This is a genomic window from Anaeromyxobacter dehalogenans 2CP-1, assembly GCF_000022145.1.
Classification (GTDB): Bacteria; Myxococcota; Myxococcia; order Myxococcales; family Anaeromyxobacteraceae; genus Anaeromyxobacter; species Anaeromyxobacter dehalogenans.
Genome location: NC_011891.1, coordinates 1,500,001 through 1,524,247, shown reverse-complemented (window position 1 = coordinate 1,524,247; position 24,247 = coordinate 1,500,001). Strand labels below are relative to the sequence as shown.

At 74.7% G+C, this 24,247-nt stretch carries 18 protein-coding genes, 2 tRNA genes and 2 rRNA genes (1 of these 22 cut by a window edge); 7 read left to right on the top strand and 15 right to left on the bottom strand.

The genetic code is table 11. The features are described from left to right. Position 1: 1 nt before the first annotated feature. Both A2CP1_RS06830 and mrtX read right to left on the bottom strand, forming a co-directional pair. Complete coding sequence (locus tag A2CP1_RS06830; protein WP_012632674.1) at positions 2 to 1,060, bottom strand: deoxyguanosinetriphosphate triphosphohydrolase; 1,059 nt, start codon at positions 1,058 to 1,060, stop codon at positions 2 to 4. A 72-nt stretch (positions 1,061 to 1,132) separates the two neighbouring features. Next, positions 1,133 to 1,912 carry a myxosortase MrtX gene (gene mrtX / locus A2CP1_RS06825; RefSeq protein WP_245530003.1) on the bottom strand — a complete coding sequence of 260 codons (780 nt, stop codon included), beginning with the start codon at positions 1,910 to 1,912 and terminating at the stop codon, positions 1,133 to 1,135. 153 nt (positions 1,913 to 2,065) lie between these two features. Between mrtX and A2CP1_RS06820 the strand changes: the two genes are divergently transcribed. Then, entirely contained in the window at positions 2,066 to 7,297 is a 5,232-nt protein-coding gene (locus tag A2CP1_RS06820; RefSeq protein ID WP_012632672.1) for a MopE-related protein, read from the top strand. Between the two features lie 275 nt (positions 7,298 to 7,572). On the opposite strand, the gene A2CP1_RS06815 is transcribed toward A2CP1_RS06820, so the two are convergent. Further along, positions 7,573 to 7,947: a response regulator gene (locus A2CP1_RS06815; RefSeq protein WP_012632671.1), complete on the bottom strand. Its 375-nt coding sequence runs from the start codon at positions 7,945 to 7,947 to the stop codon at positions 7,573 to 7,575. Between the two features lie 28 nt (positions 7,948 to 7,975). Here A2CP1_RS06815 and amrB point away from each other — a divergent pair, with 28 nt between their 5' ends. Further along, positions 7,976 to 8,773 (top strand): AmmeMemoRadiSam system protein B, encoded by a 798-nt coding sequence (gene amrB / locus A2CP1_RS06810; protein WP_012632670.1) that lies wholly within the window; start codon positions 7,976 to 7,978, stop codon positions 8,771 to 8,773. Here amrB and A2CP1_RS06805 read toward each other — a convergent pair. Both A2CP1_RS06805 and A2CP1_RS06800 read right to left on the bottom strand, forming a co-directional pair. Continuing rightward, entirely contained in the window at positions 8,749 to 9,798 is a 1,050-nt protein-coding gene (locus A2CP1_RS06805; protein ID WP_012632669.1) for a zinc metalloprotease, read from the bottom strand. The genes amrB and A2CP1_RS06805 overlap by 25 nt on opposite strands. Beyond that, complete coding sequence (locus A2CP1_RS06800) at positions 9,795 to 10,301, bottom strand: hypothetical protein (protein WP_012632668.1); 507 nt, start codon at positions 10,299 to 10,301, stop codon at positions 9,795 to 9,797. Before A2CP1_RS06800 ends, A2CP1_RS06805 begins: the two co-directional genes overlap by 4 nt. A 34-nt stretch (positions 10,302 to 10,335) precedes the next feature. Here A2CP1_RS06800 and gltX point away from each other — a divergent pair, with 34 nt between their 5' ends. From gltX to A2CP1_RS06785, 3 genes are all read left to right on the top strand, one after another. Beyond that, entirely contained in the window at positions 10,336 to 11,760 is a 1,425-nt protein-coding gene (gene gltX, locus A2CP1_RS06795; RefSeq protein WP_012525308.1) for a glutamate--tRNA ligase, read from the top strand. 50 nt (positions 11,761 to 11,810) lie between these two features. After that, entirely contained in the window at positions 11,811 to 12,320 is a 510-nt protein-coding gene (locus A2CP1_RS06790) for a hypothetical protein (protein WP_012632667.1), read from the top strand. Positions 12,321 to 12,389: 69 nt separating this feature from the next. Further along, entirely contained in the window at positions 12,390 to 14,723 is a 2,334-nt protein-coding gene (locus tag A2CP1_RS06785; RefSeq protein ID WP_012632666.1) for a glutamine--tRNA ligase/YqeY domain fusion protein, read from the top strand. A 130-nt stretch (positions 14,724 to 14,853) separates the two neighbouring features. On the opposite strand, the gene A2CP1_RS06780 is transcribed toward A2CP1_RS06785, so the two are convergent. From A2CP1_RS06780 to A2CP1_RS06755, 6 genes are all read right to left on the bottom strand, one after another. Further along, a tRNA-Glu gene (locus A2CP1_RS06780) sits at positions 14,854 to 14,928 on the bottom strand. 60 nt (positions 14,929 to 14,988) lie between these two features. Then, positions 14,989 to 15,062, bottom strand: a tRNA-Gln gene (locus A2CP1_RS06775). Positions 15,063 to 15,065: 3 nt separating this feature from the next. Beyond that, a complete protein-coding gene (locus A2CP1_RS06770; protein ID WP_012632665.1) occupies positions 15,066 to 15,410 on the bottom strand; it encodes a hypothetical protein in 345 nt (114 codons plus the stop codon). Between the two features lie 120 nt (positions 15,411 to 15,530). After that, the gene (locus tag A2CP1_RS06765) at positions 15,531 to 16,076 is read right to left on the bottom strand and encodes a hypothetical protein (protein ID WP_012632664.1); all 546 of its coding nucleotides are present in this window, start codon (positions 16,074 to 16,076) and stop codon (positions 15,531 to 15,533) included. Between the two features lie 226 nt (positions 16,077 to 16,302). Further along, positions 16,303 to 17,583 carry a cyclic di-GMP-binding domain-containing protein, MshE-related gene (locus A2CP1_RS06760; RefSeq protein WP_012632663.1) on the bottom strand — a complete coding sequence of 427 codons (1,281 nt, stop codon included), beginning with the start codon at positions 17,581 to 17,583 and terminating at the stop codon, positions 16,303 to 16,305. 19 nt (positions 17,584 to 17,602) lie between these two features. After that, positions 17,603 to 19,030 (bottom strand): aspartate ammonia-lyase, encoded by a 1,428-nt coding sequence (locus A2CP1_RS06755; protein WP_012632662.1) that lies wholly within the window; start codon positions 19,028 to 19,030, stop codon positions 17,603 to 17,605. 257 nt (positions 19,031 to 19,287) lie between these two features. Between A2CP1_RS06755 and A2CP1_RS06750 the strand changes: the two genes are divergently transcribed. After that, on the top strand, positions 19,288 to 21,516 hold the full coding sequence (locus A2CP1_RS06750) for an OmcA/MtrC family decaheme c-type cytochrome (RefSeq protein ID WP_012632661.1): 2,229 nt from the start codon (positions 19,288 to 19,290) through the stop codon (positions 21,514 to 21,516). A 78-nt stretch (positions 21,517 to 21,594) separates the two neighbouring features. On the opposite strand, the gene A2CP1_RS06745 is transcribed toward A2CP1_RS06750, so the two are convergent. Next, positions 21,595 to 21,900 (bottom strand): hypothetical protein, encoded by a 306-nt coding sequence (locus A2CP1_RS06745; protein WP_012632660.1) that lies wholly within the window; start codon positions 21,898 to 21,900, stop codon positions 21,595 to 21,597. Positions 21,901 to 21,951: 51 nt separating this feature from the next. After that, entirely contained in the window at positions 21,952 to 22,668 is a 717-nt protein-coding gene (locus A2CP1_RS06740) for an NUDIX hydrolase (RefSeq protein ID WP_012632659.1), read from the bottom strand. A gap of 143 nt (positions 22,669 to 22,811) precedes the next feature. On the opposite strand from A2CP1_RS06740, the gene A2CP1_RS06735 reads away from it, so the two are divergent. Then, on the top strand, positions 22,812 to 23,255 hold the full coding sequence (locus A2CP1_RS06735) for a hypothetical protein (RefSeq protein WP_012632658.1): 444 nt from the start codon (positions 22,812 to 22,814) through the stop codon (positions 23,253 to 23,255). A 75-nt stretch (positions 23,256 to 23,330) separates the two neighbouring features. Here A2CP1_RS06735 and rrf read toward each other — a convergent pair. Both rrf and A2CP1_RS06725 read right to left on the bottom strand, forming a co-directional pair. Next, positions 23,331 to 23,447 (bottom strand): 5S ribosomal RNA (rrf, locus tag A2CP1_RS06730). A 161-nt stretch (positions 23,448 to 23,608) separates the two neighbouring features. Next, a 23S ribosomal RNA gene (locus tag A2CP1_RS06725) occupies positions 23,609 to 24,247 on the bottom strand; it runs 2,341 nt beyond the window's last position.

Below are 24,247 nucleotides of genomic sequence, written 5' to 3'. Positions count from 1 at the left end.
GCTACAGCAGCGACCAGGGCCGGGGCACGAACAGCTCCTCCCAGGTCGCGAGCGCGAACCGGTCGGTCATCCCCGACAGCCAGTCGGTGACGGCGCGCTCCAGCCCCTCGCCGTCCCGGGGCAGGACGCCGTGGCGGGTCGCCAGGCGCGCCGGATCCTCCAGGCACCACTCCCACAGGTCGCGCAGGATGCGCTGCGCCTTCACGAACTCGTCGTGGACGACCGGGTTCTCGTAGACGCGCGCGTACAGGAAGTCGCGCAGCGCGAGCAGCGCCTGGTGCACGTCCGGCGACATCTCGATGTGCCCGCCGCCGTCCACGTCCGAGCGGCGGATGACGTCGTGGACCAGCGTGGCGAAGCGCTCGGAGCGGCCGCCGCCCAGCGTGCGGCGGATGTCGGCGGGGAGGTCGGCCTCGGCGAACAGGCCGGCGCGGAGCGCGTCGTCGAGGTCGTGGTTCACGTAGGCGACGATGTCCGCGATGCGGACGATCTCCGCCTCGAGCGTGAGCGCCTTCTCGCCCGAGCCCTTGAGCAGCACGTTGCCCTTCCCCTTCGAGTGCCGGAGGATGCCGTCCCGCACCTCGGCGGTGAGGTTGAGGCCGCGGCCGTCCTTCTCGAGCACGTCCACCACCCGCACCGACTGCACCACGTGGTGGAAGCCGCCCGGCACCTCCTGGTTCAGCACCCGCTCGCCCGCGTGGCCGAACGGCGTGTGGCCGAGATCGTGGCCCATCACCATCGCCTCGACCAGCATCTCGTTCAGGCGCAGCGCGCGCGCGATGGAGCGCGCCACCTGCGCCACCTCCAGCGTGTGCGTGAGGCGGGTGCGGTAGTGGTCGCCGCGCGGCGCGAGGAACACCTGCGTCTTCCCCGCCAGCCGGCGGAACGCCTTGCAGTGCAGCAGCCGGTCGCGGTCGCGCTGGAACGCGGGGCGCTCGGGATCCGGCTCCTCCGGGCGGCTGCGGCCGCGCGAGGCCGCGGAGCGCGCCGCGCGCGGGTGGAGCGTGCGCTCCTCCAGGTCCTCCAGCATCTCGCGGATGCTGCCCGTTCCCGATCCCATGCCGTGCCCCTCGCGCCGGCCGGTGCAGCCGCACCCCGGCGCTGCCCTACTTAGCGCCCGGCCCCCGGCCTGTCACCGGTAGAAGGAGGCCTCCAGCGTGGCCAGGAGCAGGTTCGACGCGGCGTGCACCAGGACCGGCGCGACCAGGCCGCCGGTGCGCGCGCGGAGCCAGCCGAACAGCAGGCCAGGCAGCAGCGTGGCGAGTCGCCAGGGCTGGAGCGTGACGAGGTGCCCCGCCGCGAACAGCAGCTGCGTCCGGAGGAACCCCGCGCCGAGGCGCGCGCCGAGCACCGTCCGCCCCTCCCCCGGCGCGGTGCGCGCCCACGAGGTCTGCATCCACCCGCGGTAGAACAGCTCCTCCGGGAGCGCCACCACCAGCACCTGCACCGCCACCAGCCGGAGCGCGTGGTCCGGGAGGCGCGCGGCGAGGTGCGGCGCCCCGGCGTAGGGCGCGAGCGCGCGGGTGAGCCCCTCCGGCAGGCGCGGGAGCAGCTCCGCATACGCCCAGAAGCCCGCCACGAACGGCGGGAACACCGCCGCGCAGGTGAGGAGCGCCGCCAGCGCGCCGCGCCCGAGCGCGCGCCAGGTGCGGGGATCGCGCGCCCCGTGCCACGGGAGGCCGTACGCCTCCCACCCCTCGCCCCGCGCGCGCAGGCGCGCGTCGGGGAGCGCGATGAAGGCGAACGCTGCCACGCCGGCCAGGTTCGCGCCGAGCAGCCCGGTCGGCTCGACCAGCCCCACGACCTTCGCGATCGCGATGGCGAGGATGGCCAGCGCCCACGTCGCCACCAGCCTCCGCGGCGGATCCGGCGGGGTGGGCGCGGCGCCGGCGGTCGGGAGCGGCTCTGGCACGACGCCGGGGATCGCACGGCCCCGCTGCGTGGTCAACCACCGTCACCGCCGGTGTGTGTGCGCGGCGGAGGTGTGGGGCGCGGGCGCCGGGCGGCCCCTCGCCCGCTTCACGGACGGTGTGCTAAGGCTCGACCGCCACCGAGGAGTGTAACCATGACCCCAGCTCGCTCGTCCTCGTTCCGTAAGCTCTGGCCTGGCCTCGCACCGCTCGCGCTCGTCGCGGGCGTGATGCCGCTGCTCGCCCCCACCTGCGGCGATCTCCAGCCCGGCCCCAAGGTCTTCTCCCGCGGCTCCCTCGTCATCCCGATGGACCGCTGCTACCAGTTCCAGACGGACGGAGCGACCGGCACCGGCCAGCCCGCAGGCTGCCCGCAGGCGGCCGACCCGGGCGACGCCATCCGGGCGTACGGCCTCGTCTACCAGCTCATCCGCAACGACGTGGCGGTCTACTGGGCGATCGATCCGGCCAAGGCCTCGCTCACGGGCCACGACTTCGCGATCCAGTACGACGGCGGCGTCCCGGCGCTGTCGTACGACTGGGCCAGCGGCGGCACGGGCGCCCCGCCCACGCAGGACCACGTGATCCGCTACATGGGCGGGCCGTTCGTGGTGGACGGGGCGGACCGGGCGAAGGCCTTCGCGGTGCTGCAGCGGTACAAGGCCACCTTCGAGCCGGTGAACGTGCACGTGGCGAACGTGGCCTTCCGCGCGCCGGTGGCCAAGGTGATGGCGGGCGGGTGGAGCGCCGGGGGCGCCGTGCCGCCCAAGCTCGCGCTGCTCGACATCGGCTCGGGGAACCTGACCTCCACCTCGCCGGTGACGGTCACGTCGGCGAAGAACGCCGAGCCGGTGATCTCGGGGTACCTCGCCCGCGCCGGCATCGGCTCGGGAGCCGCCGCCGGCACCGCCGCCGGGCCGCACGGCGAGATCTACGACCGGCTGGGCATCGAGGACTTCCAGCCCGCGCCCGGCTCGACCGACTACCGCACGAGCCGCTTCTTCCGGAACGGCTACCAGATCCTGTGGGTGCCGCACTGGGTCGCGCCCGGCTCCTGCTCCAGCTTCGGCAGCAACGGCGCCTGCGCGTCGTCGCTCTACCCGACCGCCAAGGTGGACCAGGTGCTGCGGACGATCGCCGGGTTCGTGAAGGACGGGAAGGACGTGTTCGCGGAGTGCGCCGGCCTGGGCAGCTTCGAGGGCGCCTTCAAGCGCGGCTCCAACGCCACGTACACCATCGACTACTCCGACGGCTTCGAGGACGTCGCCGCCGGCCTCTCCACCCGCTTCCACACCACCACCGGCGTTCGCTACAACGAGCTCCCCACGAGCCCGTTCCCCGCGCCCGCGGTGGTGGGCAGCTTCGCCTCGCCGCTCGTGCAGCTCGGCGACTTTCCCTTCAAGCCGCTCACGGGCGCGGTGGAAGACTACCGCCCCGCCGACGCATCGGCGGGCGGCGCCTACCAGCCCGGCGTGCAGCGGCTCATCGCGGCGAGCGATCCGTACGGCACCTGGGACTACTTCACCCTCCGGGCGGCCGACGCGACGCGCGGCACCGTGGTGTACCTCGCCGGCCACAGCTACTCCGGCGTGCAGGGCAGCTTCCAGATCGCGGGCTCCCGGCTGGTGCTGAACACGCTCTTCAACCTGGGCGCGGGCTGCACCGAGAGCGGCGTCTCCTGCGACACCGGGCGGCTGGGCGTGTGCGGCAAGGGCGTCCTGCGCTGCTCCGCCTCCGGCGAGCCCGTGTGCGAGCAGGTGAAGGGCCCCGCCGCGGAGACCTGCAACGGCCTCGACGACGACTGCGACGGCCTGGTGGACGAGGATCTCGAGCTGGCCTGCTACGGCGGGCCGCCCGGCACCGAGAACGTCGGCGTGTGCCACGCCGGCGTGTCCACCTGCGCCCGGGCGGCCGACCGCGGCTACGCCATGACGGCGTGCGCCGGCGCGGTGCTGCCCTCGCAGGAGACCTGCAACGGCCTCGACGACGATTGCGACGGCCAGGCCGACGAGGACCTCGCGCAGGCCTGCTACTACGGCCCGGAGAGCAGCCTCGACCCCGTGACGCGCCAGCCGCGCGGCGCCTGCCGCGCCGGTACGCAGGCCTGCACCGCCGGGAGCTGGGGCGCATGCACCGGGCAGGTGCTGCCGCAGCCGGAGGTGTGCCTGGCCGACGGCGGCGGCGGCACTGCCTCGGACGAGGACTGCGACGGGGCCCTCGACAACGGGTGCCAGGCCTGCACCGAGGGCGTCCAGCGCGCCTGCTACACCGGGCCCGCCGGCAGCGCGGGCGTGGGGCCGTGCGCCGCCGGCGTGCAGACCTGCGGCCCCGGGGGCCAGTGGAGCAACTGCGTGGGCGAGGTCCTGCCCTCGCCGGAGCTGTGCCGAGACGGGATCGACCAGAACTGCAACGGCATGGCGGATGACGGGCCGCCGGCCTGCGCCGCCTGCCGGGCCGGCGAGACCGAGGCCTGCTACGAGGGCCCGCCCGGCACCGCGGGGGTGGGCCTGTGCGCGGCGGGCGCGCGCGCGTGCGTCGGCGGCGAGTACGCCGGCGCCTGTGCCGGCCAGCTCCTGCCCGCGCCGGAGCTCTGCGACGGCCAGGACAACGACTGCAACGGCGCCGTGGACGACGGCGCCACGTGCGGCGACGGCTTCTCCTGCGTCCACGGCGTGTGCGTTCCCTCCACCTGCGGCGTCGAGCTGCCCTGCCCCGAGGGCTACGCCTGCAGCGCCGGAGGCGTCTGCGAGCGCGGCACCTGCGGTGGCACCGTCTGCCCCGACGGCCTGGCGTGCTCGTACGGAGCGTGCGACGATCGCTGCGCCGGGGTGGAGTGCGGCGACGGCTCGGTCTGCGCTCGCGGCAGCGGCACCTGCGTCGGCGGCAGCTGCTACCTCGCCGGCTGCCCGGCCGGCGAGGTCTGCCGCGGCGGCGCCTGCACCGCCGACCCCTGCGCGAACCTCACCTGCCCGGGCGGCACGTTCTGCCGGCAGGGCGACTGCGTGCAGGCGTGCACGTTCGTGACCTGCCCCACCGGCCAGAAGTGCGGCGCGGACGGCTTCTGCGAGCCGGACGCCTGCGCCGGGCGGACCTGCGCGCCCGACCAGCGCTGCCAGGCCGGCGCGTGCGTGGACGACCCGTGCGCTCGCCTGGGCTGTGGACGCGGCCAGGTGTGCCGCGAGGGCACCTGCGTGGACGATCCGTGCTCCGGCGTGACCTGCCCGGCCGGCGCGTGTGTCGACGGTCAGTGCTATGCGACCGGCAGCGCGCCCGTCCACGGGACTCCCCCGGCGGCCGGCGGCGCCGGGGGCGGCTGCGCCTCCGGGGGCGGCGGCGCGGGCCTGCTCTCCGCGCTCGGCGTGCTCCTCGCCCTGGCGGCACGGCGCCGCGCGGGCCGCGGCGCGCGGCCGGCCGCGCTCGCAGCGCTCGCGTTCGCCGCCCTGCTCGGGAGCGCCTGCAAGGGCGGCGGTGGCGACGGCAAGGGGTTCGACCCCGCATCCTGCGAGACGAGCTGCGAGGGCGAGCAGCGCTGCATCGACCTGCGCAGCGATCCCGCGCACTGCGGCATGTGCGGCAACGCGTGCGGCGCCGGCCAGATCTGCGCCGCCTCCACCTGCGGCCCGGGCGGCCCGGTGGCACCCTACGTCCGGCAGGTGACGCCCGGCGCCGCCCCGCGCGGCGGCCTCGCGCCGGTGGTGGTGGAGCTGTCGGGCGACCGCTTCGCGGCCGGCGCGACGGTGCGCACCGCGTCGGACGCCGGCACGCGCACCTGGCCCGCGGAGCCGACCGGGAGCGGCGGCATCCGCGTCCACCTCGCGCTCGCCGATGCCCCCGCGGGCGCGCTCTGGTTGCGGGTGGTCAACCCGGACCACGTGATCTCGAACCCGATCCGGTTCGACGTGGTGAACCCGGAGCCGCACCTCGCCGCCGTCACGCCCGCGGCCGCTCCTGCCGGCGCCGTCACCACCCTCCTGGTGGAGGGCACGGGCCTCGGCACCGCGAGCCGCTGCCGGATCCGCGGCGACCGGCTGGCGGAGCAGGGGCTCCCCTCGGCGCCGGGGGACGCCGGCCTCACGTGCACGCTCGACGCCACGCTGCTGCCGCCGGGCGCCGGCTACCAGATCTGGGTGGTGAACGACGCGATCCCCTCCCCGCTCGTCTCCAACGCCCTCCCGTTCGCGGTGGTGAGCCAGGTGCCGGTCGCGACGGAGGTGAGCCCCAGCGGCGCCGGCGCGGGCGAGATCGTCTCGCTGACCGTGACCGGCGACGGCTTCGACCTCGCGAGCCGGGTGGTGTTCGACGGCGCCGAGCAGCCCACCACCTACGTGGACGCGAACCGCCTGCAGGTCGGCCAGCTCCGCCTCCCCGGCTGCGCGGTGGGCACCTGCACCTCCGAGGTGTGGGTGCGCAGCGGCCAGGACCTGGACTCGGCCCGGCTGGCGTTCGTGGTGGGCGCCTCCCCGGCGCAGGTCACCGGCTTCTCCCCCGCCACCGCGTACCAGGGCGACGCGGTGACGCTCGCCTTCGCGGGCACCGGCCTCCCCGCCGACGCGCAGGTGCAGGTGCAGCCGCCCGGCGGCGCCTTCCGCCCGCCGCTGCCGTCGACCGTGGACGCGGCCGGCACGTCGGTGGCGGCCTCGCTGTCGCTCGCGGGCGAGCCGGACGGCGCGTGGCTCGCGCGCGTGTGGTTCCCCGGCACAGGCACCGCGTCGGCCACCTGGACGCTGCGCGTGCTGTCCAATCAGGTGATCCTGCAGGCTGCCAGCGTGCGCGGCCGCGAGCAGGGCGTGGCCGCCGTACCGGTGACCCTCACCGCCGCGAACCTGCGGCCGCCGCTCGCCGACGTCCGGGTGAGCTTCTCCGGCGCGGCCGCCGAGCTGGTCCCCTCCAGCACCACGACCACGAGCGTCACGGTGACGCTCTCCACCGTCGGCCTGGACACCGGCTCCTACGCGCTGCAGGTCCGCAACCCCGGGGCCGCCCCTTCCAACGCGCTCTCGTTCAACGTCACGCCGGGCGCGCCGACGCTCGCGAGCGTGAGCCCTGCCTCGGCCCGCCAGTCGGACGTGCCGGTCACGGTCACCCTCACCGGCACCAACTTCGCGAAGCCGGACGCCTCCGGGACGGGCGGGTCGGCGGTGATGGTGACCTCCGACCTCATGCCGGGGTGGCCGGGCGCGCCCAGGTTCCAGGCGGTGCCCGGTGCGGTGACCGTGGAGAGCCCGACCCGGATCACCGTCCAGCTCGACACGCGCGCCGCCTACGCGGGGCCGGGCGGCACCGCCTACCGCATCGCCGTCTGGAACCCGGGTGGCCCGACCCCGCCGCAGCGCTCCGACGCCGGGCAGGCGGCCACGTCGCTGCCCGCGTTCACCGTGCTCCCCTGAGGCGCGCAGCCGCCGGCAGGGCGGGCGCGCGCTCCGGGCGCGTCCGCTCGCGCGGCTCCCGGCGGCGCGCCGCCATGTCGCTCCGGCGCCCAGGGCGGGGCCGACGCGCCCTCAGAGCGCGTGAATCAACCCCCGGACCGAGCCAGGCGGTCGAGACGCGAGCAGCGCGAGGCGCGACGACCGAGCATGCCCCGAGGCATGTGAGGGAGGAGCAACGACGCGATGCGACGCGGATCGGCCGCCGCGGCGACGGGAGGGGATGGGTTCACGTGCTCTCAGGCGCCCGGCGCGGCGGCCATCACCGCCGCGACCGCGGCGGCGGCGTCGAACGGCTTGCGGAGCACCTCGTCCGCGCCGAGCCGGCGGTAGACGTCCCGCTCGCCCTCGCCGATGCGCGAGGACATGAGCACGAGGTGCGTCTTCCGCCAGTGCGGGTGCGCCTTGAGCAGTCGGCACACGTCTGCCCCGTTCAGCCGCGGCATGTAGACGTCGAGCAGCACCGCGTCCGGCTCCACCGAGGCCATCTTGCGGAAGACCTCCTCGCCGTCGGCGGCGGTCGCCACCTCGAAGCCCGCGTCCTCGAACGCGACGGTGAGCGCGTCGATCACCGCCTTCGAGTCGTCCACGATGAGGACCTTCCGGCTTCCCATGATCCCGGGCGTTATACTCGATCCCGCCATGGTCCGGGAGCCTGCGGTCGCGGGAGCGTTCTACGACGCCCGGGCGGCGACGCTCGCCGCCGAGGTCGACGGCTGGCTGTCGGCCGGCGCCGCGCCCGCCCCGGCGCTCGCCGTGATGGTGCCGCACGCCGGCTACGTCTACTCGGGGGCGGTGGCCGGCGCGACGTTCGCGCGCGTGGCGCTGCCGGCGCGCGTCATCGTCCTCGGTCCCAACCACACCGGCCTCGGGCACGCCGGCGCGGCGCTGTGGCCCGCGGGCGCCTGGCGAACGCCGCTGGGGTCCGTGCCGGTGGACCCGGAGCTCACCGCCGCGCTCGCCGCCGCGCCCGGCGTCGCCGCCGACCGGCTCGCCCACCTCCGCGAGCACTCGCTCGAGGTCGAGGTGCCGTTCCTGCAGCGCGCCCGGCCCGACGTCGCCCTCGCGGCGCTGTGCCTGGGGCCGCTGTCGTTCGCCGCCTGCGAGGCGCTCGGGACCGCGGTGGGGGCGGCGGCGCGGGCGGCCGGCGCGCTGGTGGTCGCGTCGTCGGACATGAGCCACTACCTCCCGGCCGCCGAGGCCCGCCGGCGCGACCTGCGCGCGCTGGACCGGCTGCTCGCGCTCGACGCCGAGGGGCTCTACGACGTGGTCCGGCGGGAGGGGATCACCATGTGCGGCATCGTGCCGGCCACGGTGATGCTGGTGGCCGCCCGCGCGCTCGGCGCCACGGGGGCGGAGCTGGTGCGGTACGCGCACTCCGGCGAGGTGAGCGGCGACGACGACGCGGTGGTGGGCTATGCCGGCGTCGTCGTGCGCTGACGCGAGCCCTTCCGGCGCAGCCGGGGCAGCAGCGCCGCGCCCGCGAGGAGCAGGGCCCCGAGCGCGCCGTCGCCGGCCGTGCCGCACCCGCCGCCGCTGCTGTGGCTCTTGCCGGTGATCTCCTGGACCGGGCCCGCCGCGGTGTAGATCGCGCAGGCGCCCTCGACGTCGTCGTCGGCCAGCGTCCGCTTCTGGATCTCCTTGGGCGGGGCGGTCGGGTACATGGTCACGGCGTTCGTGCCCTGGGGCATGTCGGCGCAGGCCGGCGTGGAGCCGACCTGCTTGCTCTCGCACGGGTGCGCCAGCCCGATGAAGTGGCCGGCCTCGTGCGTGAGGGTGTTCTGGAGGTCCTCGAAGCCGCAGCTCGCCTCGCCGTACGTCCCGCAGGTCTGCCCCAGCGTCGAGGCGCTCCCGCAGGTGAAGTACCAGCCGTCCGGCAAGGTGCCGAGGCTCGTCCCGGCGCCGGCGCCGCTCCAGTCCGCGACCTCGGTGTCGGCGTCCTGGATCGCGCCGGTGCTCGAGCTGTAGATGATGGTGGTGATGGCGAGCACGCTCCGGCCCAGCCCGCCCTCGTCGTCGAAGCAGTCGTACTTGTTGTCGCACGAGCCGGTCGAGTAGCAGGCGTCCGCCCTCGCGGCGGCCACGTCCGAGCACCAGCCCTTGCGGAAGGCCACCACGTGCTCGCCGCTCGTGCCCAAGCCCGTCTGCGCGATGGCGGTGCGGGTGGTGCCGCCGAACGGCAGGGCGATGTGGGCGCACGGCGCGCTCCCGCCCGCGCGCGTGGCGCCCTCCCAGGCGGCGAACGCGGCCTGGGCGGCCTGGACCGCCGGATCGGCGGCGGAGGAAGCCTCGCAGCTCGGCGAGCTGCCGCCGCGCACCGCGTTCACCTTCCAGGTCACGGCGGACGGATCCGGCCAGTAGAAGCAGACGGTGAGGCCGTCGTTCGTCGCGCAGGATCGCTCGTAGGCCTGCGCCGGCCAGGCGACGACGAGCGCCAGCGCCGCCGCGAGCGCGCGCGCCCTCATCGCGCCGCCCTCACCCGCCGCTCCAGCTCGGCGACGGAGGTCCGGGCGATGCGCGCCTCGCCGGCGCGGAGCGGCGCGGCGACCAGGTCGGCCTCGTCCACGTCCGGCTCGGCGCGGTCGCCGTCCACGCGGAACGTCCCCAGCGCGAGCCCGTTCACGCGCCAGCCGGCGCCGCGGCGGTACAGGAACAGCACCACCTCCTCGCCGTCGGCGAGGCGCGGCGCCGCGCTCACCCACATCCCGACCTCGCCCACCACGCCGCCCGGCACGGTGACCGTCACGCGCGCGCCCGGGCTTCCCTTCCACGCGCTCGAGACCGCGATCACCACGTCGGTGACGATGCGCCGACCGTCCGCCTCGAGGCGCGACGCGTGCCGCTCGACGCGGCCGCGGACGACGGCGTCCGAGGATCGCGCGGCTTCCTCGACGGTGGTGGAGCGGAAGGTCGCGGCCGCTGCCGGAACGGCCAGCGCGGCGAGGAGCAGGGCGAGCGCTCTGTGCACCGGACGATTGTAGCTATGGTAGCTTGCGCCCGCCATGGACAAGCCTCGCGTACGCTTCGCCCCCTCCCCCACCGGTTACCTCCACATCGGCGGCGCCCGCACGGCGCTCTTCAACTGGCTCTGGGCGCGGCGCAACGGCGGCACCTTCGTGCTGCGCATCGAGGACACCGATCGCGAGCGCTCCACCCAGCTCGCCGTGGACGCCATCCTCGACGGGCTGCGCTGGCTCGGGCTCGACTGGGACGAGGGCCCTGGCGTCGGCGGGCCGCACCCGCCCTACTTCCAGACCGAGCGGCTGGACCTCTACAAGGCGCACGCCGAGCGACTCATCCGGGAGGGCAAGGCGTACGCGTGCTACTGCACGCGCGAGGAGCTGGACGCGCAGCGCAAGCAGGCCGAGGCCGAGAAGCGCCAGTTCCGGTACCCCGGCACCTGCCGCGACAAGCCCTACGACCCCTCGCGCCCGCACGTGGTCCGCTTCCGGGTGCCGGACGCGGGCGCCACGAGCTGGAACGATCTCGTGAAGGGCGTCATCTCGACGCCGCACGACACGCTGCAGGACGAGGTCATCCTGCGCGGCGACGGCGTGCCGCTCTACAACTTCGGCGCGGTGGTGGACGACATCACCATGGAGATCAACCTGGTCGGCCGCGGCGACGACCACGTGAACAACACCGCGCGCCAGATCCTCATGTACGAGGCGCTCGGCTACCCGGTGCCGACGTTCGCGCACTTCCCGATGATCCTGGGCGCGGACAAGGCCCGGCTCTCCAAGCGCCACGGCGCGACCAGCGTCACCGCGTACCGCGACATGGGCTTCCTGCCCGAGGCGGTGGTGAACTACCTCGTCCGCCTGGGCTGGTCGCACGGCGACCAGGAGCTCTTCACGCTCGACGAGCTCGTCCGCTACTTCGACCTGAAGGACGTGGGCGCGACCGCGGGCGTGTTCAACCCGGAGAAGATGGCCTGGGTGAACCACGAGTGGCTGAAGCGGCGCTCGCCCGAGGAGCTGGCGAAGCTGGCGCTGCCGCACTTCCGCGCGGCCGGGCTGCCCGCGGAAGACGACGAGAAGCTGCGGCACGTCTGCGCCGTGGCGCGGGAGCGCGCCAAGACGCTGGGCGAGTACGTGCAGCAGTTCCGCTACTTCTACGCGCCCATCGCGCTCGATCCGAAGGCGAAGGCCAAGTTCCTGACCGCCGACACGCGGCCGGTGCTCCAGGCCGTCCGCGACGCCATCGCCGCGCTCCCCGCTCTCGAGACCCAGGCGGTGGAGCAGGTGTTCCACGGCGAGGCCGAGCGGCGCGGGGTGGGCCTGGGCAAGGTGGCGCAGCCGGTCCGGGTGGCGCTCACCGGCGGCACCGCCTCCCCCGGCATGTACGACGTGGTGCAGATCCTCGGGAAGGACGAGACGCTGAAGCGCCTCGACGAGGCCCTCCGGATCGCCGGCGAGCCGGGCTGAAATACGGGCGGGGCCCGTGCGTAGGATCCGGCACTCGCCCGGAGCCCTCCATGCGCGCCAGCCTCGCCGCCACCACCCTCGCCGCCCTCCTGCTTCCAGCCCTCCCGGCCCTCGGCGCCGACGACACCTGCCGCGTCCGGGTGGGCCCGGCCGGCCGGTTCGCCCAGGATCGCGACCTCGTGATCGCCGCCGGCGAGCGGGTGACCGAGGCGGTCGGCGTGCACGGGGACGTGATCGTGCGCGCGGGCGCCCACGTCGAGAAGGCGGTGGCGTTCGCCGGGAACGTGGTGGTGCAGCGCGGCGGCGAGGCCGGCGAGGCGGTCAGCGTCGGCGGCGAGGTGCGGCTGGAGGACGGCGCCCACGTCGTCCGGCAGGTGGTCGCGCTCGGCGGCCGGGTCGATCGCGCGTCCGGCTCCCGGGTGGACGGCGACATCACCGCGGTGTCGCTCGAGGCCGGGGCGGTGAGCCTCCGGGGCGTGCTGCGCGCGATCGCGCCCGGCTCCGCCTGCACCGTGGTGGCCGACCGGAGCGTGGAGGGCGTGGACCTGACGGTCCGGTAGCTGGCCGGGCTCGCGCGGCGCCGCGCGAGGTTGCGGGGCTCGCCCCGGTGGGATACCACCTCTGGCTGCATGAGCGACGCCCCTCGCCCCAGGAACTTCCTCGCGGAGATCGTCGAGGCCGACCTGGCCGCCGGCCGGAACGGCGGCCGCGTGGTCACCCGCTTCCCGCCCGAGCCCAACGGCTACCTCCACATCGGCCACTCGAAGTCGATCCTGCTCAACTTCGGGCTGGCCCGGGCCTACGGCGGCCGAACGCACCTCCGGTTCGACGACACGAACCCGGTGACCGAGGAGACCGAGTACGTCGAGGCGATCCAGGACGACGTCCGGTGGCTGGGCGGCGACTGGGGTGGCCACCTCTACTTCGCCTCCGACTTCTTCGACCGGATGTACGCCTGCGCCGAGCGCCTGGTGCGCGAGGGGCTCGCCTACGTGGACACGCAGTCGCAGGAGACGATCCGGGAGCAGCGCGGCAGCTTCGACCGGCCCGGCGTGAACAGCCCGTTCCGCGACCGCCCGGTCGCCGAGAACCAGGACCTCCTGCGCCGCATGAAGGCGGGCGAGTTCCCGGACGGCGCGGCCGTGCTGCGCGCGAAGATCGACATGAGCCACCCCAACGTGCTCATGCGCGATCCCCTGCTGTACCGAGTCCGCCACGCCCGCCACCACCGGACCGGCGACGCCTGGTGCATCTACCCGATGTACGACTTCGCGCACCCGCTGGAGGACGCCTGCGAGGGCGTCACGCACTCCATCTGCACGCTGGAGTTCGAGTCCAACCGCGAGCTCTACGACTGGGTGCTCGACCACACCGGCCCCTGGGACCCGCGCCCGCGGCAGTACGAGTTCGCGCGCCTCGCGCTCGGCTACACGGTGATGTCGAAGCGCAAGCTGCTGCGGCTCGTGAACGAGCAGCGCGTGTCGGGCTGGGACGACCCGCGCATGCCCACCGTGGCCGGGATGCGCCGGCGCGGCGTGACGGCGGAGGCGCTCCGCGACTTCGCCGATCTCATCGGCGTCGCCAAGAACAACAGCCTGGTGGACATCGGCAAGCTCGAGTTCGCCACCCGCGCCGACCTGGAGCGCCGCTCGCCGCGCGCCATGGCGGTGATCCACCCGCTGGCGGTGTCGATCGAGAACTGGCCCGCCGGCAAGGTCGAGGAGCTCGATCTGCCCTGGTGGCCCGGCGAGCCGGAGCGCGGGGGCAGCCGCAAGGTGCCGTTCGGCGGCGAGCTGTTCATCGAGCGGGACGACTTCGCGCTCGACCCGCCCAAGGACTGGAAGCGGCTCGCCCCGGGGCGCGAGGTCCGCCTGGCCGGCGCCTACGTGATCCGCTGCGACGAGGTGGTGCGCGGCCCGGACGGCGACGTGCGCGCGCTGCGCTGCACCTACGATCCCGCCTCGCGGACCGGCGAGGGCGCGGCCCGGCGCGCGGGCGGCACGCTGCACTGGGTCCACGCGGGCCTGTCGGTCCCGGCCGAGGTCCGCATGTACGACCGGCTGTTCGCGGTCGAGCAGCCCGACGCGGAGGAGGACTTCATCGCGACGATCAACCCGGACTCGCTCACGGTCGCGAAGGGCGCCCGCGTCGAGCCGGCGCTCCGCGACGCCGCGCCCGGCAGCCGCTACCAGTTCCTCCGCCAGGGCTACTTCTTCGCCGACCCGGTGGACTCGGTCCCCGGCGCCCCGGTGTGGAACCGGACCATCACGCTGAAGGACACCTGGAGCGCGCGGGCCCGCGAGGCCGCCGCCGCGCCCCGCCGCGCCCGCGAGCCGCGCCGCGAGGAGCCCGCCGCCGCGCCGGCGGCCCCGGCCGCGCCCCGCCGCAGCCGCGCCGAGGCGCGCGCGGAGCTCCGCGCCGCGAACCCCGCGCTGGCGGCTCGCCACGCGCACTACCTCTCGGCGCTGCGGCTCCCCGCCGACGACGCCGACCTCCTCGCCGCCGATCCCGGCACCGCCGCGTACTTCGACGCCGCGATCGCCGCCGGCGCGCGGCCCGCCACCGCCGCGAAGTGGCTGCTCAACGACCTCGCCGGCCTGGCCGGCGACCGCGACCTCGCCGCGCTCCCGCTGGACGGCGCCGGCTTCGGCCGGTTCGCGGCGTTGGTGGACGCCGGCCGCCTCACCCCGGCCGCGGCGAAGACGTTGCTCGGCGAGCTCGCCGCGCGCGGTGGCGAGCCCGAGGCGCGCATGCAGGCGCTCGGGCTGGAGCGCCGCGAGGACGCGGGCGCGCTCGAGGCCGCGCTGGAGAAGGCGCTCGCCGCGCACGCGGCCGAGGCCGCCCGCTACCGCGCCGGCGAGAAGAAGCTGCTCGGCGTGCTGCTCGGCGCGGTCATGCGCGAGGCCGGCGGCGCCGCCGACGCGGCCCAGGTCCGCGCGGCCCTGCAGAAGAAGCTCGGGTAGCCGGGCAGCGGCCGGCGCGCAGCGCGGAGGCGGCCGCGCCGCGGCCCGGACTTGCGCGTGCGCCGCCGCGCGCGCTCACCGCCGGGAAAAGAAAAACCCCGCCTCCCGGACGAAGGAGGCGGGGCACAGATGGTGACCCGTACGGGATTTGAACCCATGTTTTCGGCGTGAGAGGCCGACGTCCTGACCGCTAGACTAACGGGCCACGAAGCGCTGCATGTCTATCCTCGGACGAAGCGGCAGTCAACGCCGAGGAACATCAAAGTGGCTGGGGGACTAGGATTCGAACCTAGATAGCCAGATCCAGAGTCTGGCGTCCTGCCGTTAGACGATCCCCCAATATCAATCGCCCTTCCTGACGAGCACGAAGACGCGAACCTCGCCCTTGAGCTCGTACACGTTCAGCCCTTCCCACTGCCCCGGCCGCGGCTCCGGGTTGACGATGTGGACGGCCTTCACGCCAGGCTGATCGGCGATCGGCCGCCGGGCGAACCGGGCTCCGTACGTCTGACGGAAGAACCGGATCGTCTCCTCGTAGGTCTTGGGAACCCGGTAGCGGTTCTCCGCGACCTTCACCGCGCCGTCCGGGAGCACCGCGCCCGCCACCTTGACCTCGGCGAGGGCGATGCCCGGCACGGCCACGAGGACCGCGACGAGGGCGGCCTTATATCGGGCAAAAAGGGTCACGGTCAAGCGTTCCGTGTACCGGTCCCGCCCCCGCCCGTCAACCGCGCCGGCGGGCCGGCGGCGCCCCACGGCGCTGCGGCGTTCCGTCCCGCCTCCGGGCGAGGCCGCCCAGGCTCGCGGTCACCTCCAGACCGCCACCAGCCCGCCCTTGTGACCTGCCTCGCGCAGCCTCAGCTCGCCGCGCTTCAGCGCCGCCGCGGCGTGGGGGCCGATCCAGTAGCCCTTGGGATCGCTGCGCCGCCAGCTCTTGCGGAAGAGCTGGTGGACCTCCTCGAAGATGCCCTTCAGCGCGCGCGGCTTGCCCTTGCGGTCGTTCGGATCGTCGGTGACGTCCAGCTCCGCCCAGAGCCGCCCCGCCACCAGCTCGCCGGCGTCGTTCCGCACCGAGCGCTCGTAGTGGAAGACCGGCGACGGGACCTCCTCGATCACCAGCATCCCTTTGTCCGGCCCGCGCTTCAGCGGGTGCACGATCACCGGGCCGAGCCGCTCCACCGCCAGGTAGTAGGCGGGCTGGTCGAGCGCCTCGACCGCGTCCTCGTCCACGCGGACCGGCTGGTAGCCCGGCGGGATCAGCTCGGGGTAGGCGGTCAGCTCGCGCCGGGCGAGGTGGCGGAACAGCGCCCGCTCGTCGTCGGGCAGCATGAAGTAGTGCAGCGTGGCGGCCATGCGCGCGGACGTTAGCGCAAACCGCCCGCGCCGTCCCGCGCCACGGCGGGCGCCGGTCGGCTCAGAGCGCGCGAATCCATCCCCGGACCGAGCCAGGCGGTCGAGGCGCGAGCAGCGCGAGGCGCGACGACCGAGCATGCCCGTCGGCATGTGAGGGAGGAGCAACGACGCGATGCGACGCGGATCGGCCGCCGCGGCGACGGGAGGGGGTTGGTTCACGTGCTCTTCAGCGCACGCGGGCGAGGAGCGCCTCGTAGCTCTGCGAGATGCGCGTGGCGAGGATGAGCAGCTCGCCCACGGCCCCGGCGTCCACCAGGCCCCCGCGGCCGGCGTCGGCGTAGAACACGTTCACCACCCGGCCGCGCGCCAGGATGGGCAGGACCAGCGCGTTCGCCGGCACCCCGCCCCCGAGCCGCTTCAGCAGCAGCACGTTGGCCTCCGTCTTCGGGATGGGGCCGAGGAAGTGCGCCCGGGTCCGGACCACGGTGTCGACGATCCCGGGTGCGCCGAGGGGCAGCCGCAGCCGGCGCACCGCGTCGGCCGACACCCCGTCGCCCATCCCGGCCCACCCGCGCGCCGCGCCGTGCTGGATCGTGAGCAGCAGGGCGCGCCGGAACCGCGAGCGCGCGTGGCGCAATACGGTCCGCGCGATGGCGCCGCGCTCCTCCACGCCCTCGAGGAAGCGGACCGCCTCGCGGAAGTCGAGCGGCGACGGCTCCGGCCCGGGACGCGCCGGCGCCGCGGGGACGAGCCGGGCCGGCGGCGCGTGGCCGGCGCGGCCCGAGAGCGCGGCCAGCACCTCGGGCGGCGGCGCCGCCACCTCGTCGGCGGGCTCGAGCTCCAGGATCGCCTCCTCGGGGAGCTCCGGCAGCTCCTCGCCGGCGGCGCGCGCCGGAGCCGCACCGGCGAGCGCGAACGCGCCGGTGCGGCCGTAGACCGCGTCGAAGTCGTCCTCGGTCATGAGGTCCGCGGCCGGCGACCCCGGTGACCCGGGCGTGCCCGATGGCGCGGCCGGCGCGACCCGGGCCGGCCCCGCGGCGCGGCGGACCGAGTCGAAGTCGACCTCGATGCCGCGGAGCTGCCGCTCGATCCCGTAGGCGCGCCGGAGCAGCGCCCAGACGCGCGCCTCCGGGGCCACCAGCGCGTGCACCTCCCGGCCCGCCGCGAACGCCACCTCGTCGAGCACGCGCAGGTCGGACGGATCCACCGCCAGCACCGCCAGCCGCCGCCCGGCGAGCAGGAACGGCACCACGTCGCAGCGGTCCGCCACCTCGGCGCGCAGGACGGCCACCGCCTCCGGCTCGAGCCGCACCTCGCCGGACAGCGCGGGCACCCCGTGCTGCTGGCCGAGCGCCCGCGCCAGCGCGCCCTCGTCCACCGCACCGAGCTCGAGGAGGTTGGTCCCGAGCCGGCCGCCGAAGATGACCTGGTTCTCGAGCGCGTCGCGGATCGCCGCCGGCGTGCACGCGCCGGCGCGCAGGAGGAGCTCGCCGAGGCGGGTGCGCACGCCGGGAGGATACCAGGGACTAGCCGCGGCCGGGCCGGGTGAGGCGGGCGGCGTCCAGGGCGCGGCGCGCCTGCGCCGGGGTGAGGCCGCCCTTCTCGATCGCGAGGTCGACGATGGACCGGCCGGTGGCCACCGAGGCCTTCACGATCTCCGCCGCGCCGGCGTAGCCGAGCCGTGGCGCCAGCGCGGTGGCGAGGCTCACGGTGCGCTCGGCGTAGTGCCGGGCGCGCTCCCGGTCCGCCTCGAGCCCGCGCGCGCAGCGCGCGTCGAACGCGCGCACCGCGCGGGCCAGGATGTCGAGCGCGTGGCACAGGTCGAACGCCACCAGCGGCATCATCACGTTCAGCTCGAGCTGGCCGCCGCTCGCGGCCCACGCCACCGCGCCGTCGAGGGCGACCACCTGGTACGAGACCATGGCCAGCATCTCCGCCATGGACGGGTTCACCTTGCCCGGCATGATCGACGACCCGGGCTGCACCGGCGGCAGGCGCAGCTCGCCCAGCCCGGTGTTCGGGCCGCTCCCGAGCAGGCGCACGTCGCCGCCGATGCGGAGCAGCTCCAGCGCCGCGGTGCGGAGCGCCCCCGACAGCGCCACGAACGGCGCCAGTGACTGCATCGCGTAGAACGGGTTCGGTGCCGGCGTGAGCGGCACGCCGGTGAGCCGCTCCAGCTCCCGCACCACCCGCGCGCGGTAGCGCGCATCCGCGTTCAGGCCGGTGCCCACCGCGGTGCCGCCGAGGCCCAGGACCGACAGCTCCGGCAGCGCGTCGCGCACCCGGCCCGCCGCCGCGCCCAGCGCCGCGGCCCACCCCGACACCTCCTGCCCGAGCCGGATGGGCGTCGCGTCCATGAGGTGCGTCCGCCCGGACTTCACCACGCCGTCCCAGGCGCGCGCCTTCGCGTCGAAGGTGCCGGCGAGCGCCGAGAGCGCCGCGATCACCTCCGGCGCGAGCTCGAGCGCGGCGAGCCGGATGGCGGTGGGCACCACGTCGTTGGTGGACTGCGCCATGTTGACGTCGTCGTTCGGGTCCACCAGTGCGCGGTCGCCGCGCCGCCCGCCGAGCAGCTCGGCGGCGCGGTTCGCGAGCACCTCGTTCACGTTCATGTTGTGCGACGTGCCGGCCCCCGCCTGGTACACGTCCACCACGAACTGGTCGCGGTGGCGGCCGGCCAGGACCTCGCGGGCCACCTGCTCGATGGCGCGCGCCTTCCGCCGCGGCAGCAGGCCTAGGCCGGCGTTGGTGCGCGCGGCGGCGAGCTTGATGCGGACGGTGGCGTCGACGAACGCCGGATGGGCGCGCAGGCCCGAGATGGGAAAGTTCTCGACGGCCCGGGCGGTCTGGGCGCCGTAGAGGGCCGTCGCCGGGACGGTCATCTCGCCCATCGTGTCGCGCTCGATCCGGGTGCGGGCGCCGCGTGCGGCGCGGGCGCGGGGCTGTCTGGCCATGTGAGGTCGCCTCCGAGGCGAGTCTACGTGTGCGGCGGCTCGCCTGCTCCGGAATCGTGCCGGCGGGCGGCTCGCCGGGCCCGTGCCGGCCCCGGGCCCGCTCTCCTGGTCCCCGCCCGCATGTGGCTCTCCCACCGCGAGGGGGTGCCGCCCCCGCCGAACCGACTCACCCTGGAACGAGCGCGGCTAGGCTCGCAGCGGACGCGTGTGCGCGGGGACGGGGCGTCACGGCTCCGACACGGAGCCTGGGAGGCAACATGGGAAAGGCGTGGCGTGGATTGGCGCTCGTCGGAACGATCGGCGGGCTTCTGGCGATGGCGGCGGCGGGCGGATGCGGCGACGGGCGCAAGGACAAGGGACCTGGAGGAGGCGGCGGCGGAGGAGGCGGCGGGGGCGGAGGTGGAGGGGCCTCCGCGAGCCAGCTGAACATCACCATCCAGTCGGCCGACGTCCCGGCCACCGGCAATCCCACCGTGACGTTCAAGGTCACCGACGCCGCCGGCAACCCCATCGACCTGCTCGCCGAGATCGCGAACGCCGCGGCGACCGGCACGCCTCCCGCGCCGCGCATGAGCCCGCGCTTCTCGCTCGGGCAGCTCGAGGACGACGGGACCTACACGCACTACTACGAGACCACGGTGAACGCGCAGCCGTACACCGACGCCGGAGGGACGGCGCAGACGCCGTCGGGCTCCGCCGTGCAGCCCCGCACCGAGCCGCCCACCGGGCCGTTCCCCACGAGCCAGCTCGCGGCCCAGGGCAACGGCGTCTACACGTACACGTTCTCGGCGCCGACCACGGACGCCGCCAAGCGCGAGCGCGCCCGGACGCACACGGTCGGGATCTGGGCCACGCGGACGGTGAGCGAGGGCACGCCGGCGGCCGAGGTCGCCTACCCGGCCAGCGCGACGTTCAACTTCGTGCCGGGCGGCGGCACGGCGGCGAAGTACGAGACGGTCACCGACGCCGCCTGCAACGCCTGCCATGGCCGGCTCGAGGCGCACGACCGCCGCATCGGCACGCAGCTCTGCATGACCTGCCACGCCGGCGACAAGGGCACGACCTACGCGGATCCGGAGTCCGGGAACACCATCGACTTCCGGAACATGATCCACCGCATCCACTCCGGCCAGGCGGGCTACCACATCGTCGGCTTCCGGCAGACCGACCACTCCTACGCCGACGTGACGTTCCCCCAGAACATCCGCAACTGCACCACCTGCCACTCGGGCGCGAACGCGGACGACTGGAAGAACAAGCCGTCCGCGGTGGCGTGCGCGTCCTGCCACTCGAACCTGCGCTTCGACGCGTCGGCCTCCGCCGACTGCACGCAGGGCCACGTCGAGACCGCGGCCTGCAACCACCCGTTCGGCGTGAACGCGACGGCGAACTGCGCCGGCTGCCACGCCGCCGGCAGCAACCTCGGCCCGGACAAGGTGCACGTGGTGCCCCAGGCCGCCGCCGCCGCGACCTACAAGTACGAGATCGTCGGCGTCACCGTCGGCGCCGACCGCATCCCGATCGTCCAGTACCGCGTGCTGCAGAACGGCGCGGCCATGGCGCTCGACGCGGAGCCGTGGACGCACGGCAACGCCAGCCGCCTGTTCATCGACGTGGGCTGGCCGTCGGTCGAGTACGACAACGCCGGCGCCGGGGAGAACGGCCAGCCGGTCCAGATCAACGCGCTCACCGCCGCCGCGGGCGGCGTCGCGACGCCGGTGGCGGGCCAGACCAACGTCTACCAGGTGACCTCACCCACCGCGCTGCCGGCGGGCGTGGACCAGTTCACGGTCGCGCTGGAGGGCCACCCCGCCATCGCGGATCCGTTCAACGCGGGCCAGTTCCTGCGCGTGCCGGTGACGAACGACGTGAAGTACTTCACCGCCGCGGGCGCTGCCGGCCAGGCGCGCCGGACGGTCGTCGCGGTCGAGAACTGCAACAAGTGCCACAGCGTGCTCAGCGCGCACGGCCAGAACCGCAACGGCACCACGCAGGTGTGCGTGGTCTGCCACAACCCCGCCGGCACCGACGCGGCCCGCGTGCCCGCCGGCGGCACGGTCGAGCCCATCGACTTCAAGGTGCTCGTCCACCAGATCCACGCCTCCGAGATGAAGCAGAACGAGGTCACGATCTACGGCTTCGGCGGCTCGGCGAACGTCTTCCCGCTCGAGTTCCCGAACCAGATCGGCAACTGCGCGCTGTGCCACGCCGGCACCAGCTACCAGCTGCCGCTGGGCGCCGACGTGAAGGACACCATCAACCCGGCCGGCGGCACCACGCCGAAGACCATCGCGGTGTGCACCTCCTGCCACGACACCGTGAAGTTCGACGGCTCGGCCGCGCAGAAGTGCGGCCCGGGCGTGATGGGCGACTGCAACCACACCGGCGGGAACCAGACCGGCGACGCGCAGTGCGCCACCTGCCACGGGCCGGGCACGCTCGCCGACGTGGCGAAGGTCCACCCGATCTCCGCGCCGGCGCAGTAGCGGCGCGCGATCGCGCAGCACCGGGGCCCGGCGGGATCCGTCCTGCCGGGCCCCTCGCGTCTCGCCCGCGCGTCCGCGCTACTGGACCTCGATCTCCTGGGCCTGCGCGCCGGCGTCCACCACGTACCAGATCCGGACCCGGCGCCCGTGCGCGAGCGCCACCGCAGGTCCCGCGGGGCTGCCGGCGCGATCGAAGACCGGGACGTCGGGCCCGACCTGGAACGTCACCACGCCCGCGGGCGTGGTGACGCGCAGGAGCCCCCGGGCCGGGTCGCCGGACAGCACCGCGCCGCTGTCGCAGCGGGTGCGCTCGGTGACCGGAGCGTGGCGGGGCGCGGGGAACGGCGCCGCGGCGAGCGCCAGCGCGAGCAGGAGGGCGGGCATGCGCGGGAGTATCGCCCCGGCCGGCGGGGGCGCGCCAGCGGACGTCCGCGGTCAGCGCCGGCTGGCCGCGGCGGGCTCGTCCGGCGGTACGAGCGCGACGCCGAGCCGGGCGGCGAGGCGGCGGAGCGCGAGCTCCGTCTTGGCGTCCTCGATCTCGCCCGCCTCGCAGGCCCGCACGGCGGCCCCGAGCACGCGCCACTCCAGGAGCGCGCCCTCCTCCAGCGGCGAGCCGTCCCCGTCGCCCTCGGCCTCGTACGGTCCGTCCACGGGCGGGCGCGCCACCTCGACCTCGAGCAGGTGGATCTTCTCCGACGCGATCCCCGGGAGCAGGAAGAACGGGCCGCCCAGCGGCTGCAGCGCGCCGGGCACCACCTCCAGCCCCGCCTCCTCGCGCAGCTCGTCCGCGCCCCGCCGCTGCAGCGCGGCCAGGCCGGTCTCGCCCGGCTCCACCACGCCCGCGACGATCTCCTCCACCAGCAGGTACTCGGGCTCCGGGAGGGCGGCGCGCTTGCCGCGCCGGAAGTAGGCGGCGGGGCGGAGCCCGCGCCGGGTGAGCACCTCGACGCCCCGTGGCGTGCGGGCCCAGGCACAGACCGCGACCGCGTCCAGCGCGGGGCGGTCGATCACGTCGATGGGGTACTCGGGCGAGGCGCTCCCGTCCGCGCGCCGGTTCCGGGCGCGCAGCCGGCGCAGGTGCAGGAAGCCCTCGTCCAGGCGCGCCTGCGCGCTGCGGTCTTCGACGATCTCGATCGCGGTCACCCGGGGCATGCCGGGATGGTGCACCGCCCCGCGCCGCGAGGGAAGCTGCGCTCGCCGCCACGGCGGCAGCCCGCGCGAGCGAGCGGCGACGCCTCCGGCCAGGGGTCGTTCGACGTGGACCGCGTCCGCAGCTTCTCCGTGGAGGCATCTGGATGAGCACACCCGATACCCTGGTCGAGCTGGGCCGCCTGCTACAGCTGGAGGTGGATGCTGCCACGGCGTACGCGGCCGCGATCGCCGCGGCCGAGCCTGGCGCGCTCCGCCACGAGCTGACCCTTTTCGAGGCAGATCACCAGCGCCGCGCGCTGGCCCTGCACGACGCGTTCGCGCGCCGCCGCGCCTGCCCGCCGGAGATCCGCCCCAACGTGCGCGGCGCCGCCATCGGCGCCCGCGAGGCGCCCCGGCGGCGGCCGCGAGCCGCCGACCTGGTCGCCACGCTGAGCGGCAACGCGCGCCTGGCCAGCGACGTCTACGCGAGCGCCCTGGCGCGGCCGCTGCCGCCGGACGTGCGCGAGGCGGCGGAGCGCGCGCTCGAGGAGGAGCGGCGCCACCTGGACCGCCTGCGGCGGCTGCCGCCGGGCGCCCCGGTCAGCTGAGGCGCGCGCCGCGCCGGGCCGGGCGCGCCAAAAGAAAAAGCCCGCCAGAGCGGATGCTCTGGCGGGCACGAAAAGATGCGGCAGCGACCTACTCTCCCACACCGCTTCCGGTGCAGTACCATCGGCTCTGGTGGGCTTAACTACCGTGTTCGGGATGGGAACGGGTGTGACCCCACCGATATAGCCACCGCAAACCTTTGAAAGAACGTGAGACCACGAGGTCTCTCGACAACCGCTACGAAGGGAAAAGAAGAGCACCGCACCGCGGGGCCGCAGAGGGCCGCACATCCACTGAGTACTTCGAAGGAATTCGATCTCGACCTCGAGCAGGTCGCCTACGACCTGAGAAAAGGGAGACCAAGCCGCACGCCCTATTAGTACCGGTCAGCTGAGCGCCTCACAGCGCGTACACCTCCGGCCTATCGACCTCGTCGTCTTCGAGGGGGCTTCAGGGGCTTGCGCCCGGGAGAAGTCGTCTTGAGGTTGGCTTCCCGCTTAGATGCTTTCAGCGGTTATCCGTTCCGCACATAGCTACCCAGCGATGCCTCTGGCGAGACAACTGGTACACCAGCGGTGCGTCCATCCCGGTCCTCTCGTACTAAGGACAGATCCTCTCACTTCTCCTACGCCCACGGCAGATAGGGACCAAACTGTCTCACGACGTTTTGAACCCAGCTCGCGTACCGCTTTAATTGGCGAACAGCCAAACCCTTGGGACCTGCTCCAGCCCCAGGATGCGATGAGCCGACATCGAGGTGCCAAACCGCGTCGTCGATGTGAACTCTTGGACGCGATAAGCCTGTTATCCCCAGAGTACCTTTTATCCGTTGAGCGATGGCCCTTCCATACAGAACCACCGGATCACTATGACCTGCTTTCGCACCTGCTCGACCTGTCGGTCTCGCAGTCAAGCTCCCTTATGCCATTGCACTCGACGCCTGGTTTCCAATCAGGCTGAGGGAACCATAGCGCGCCTCCGTTACCTTTTGGGA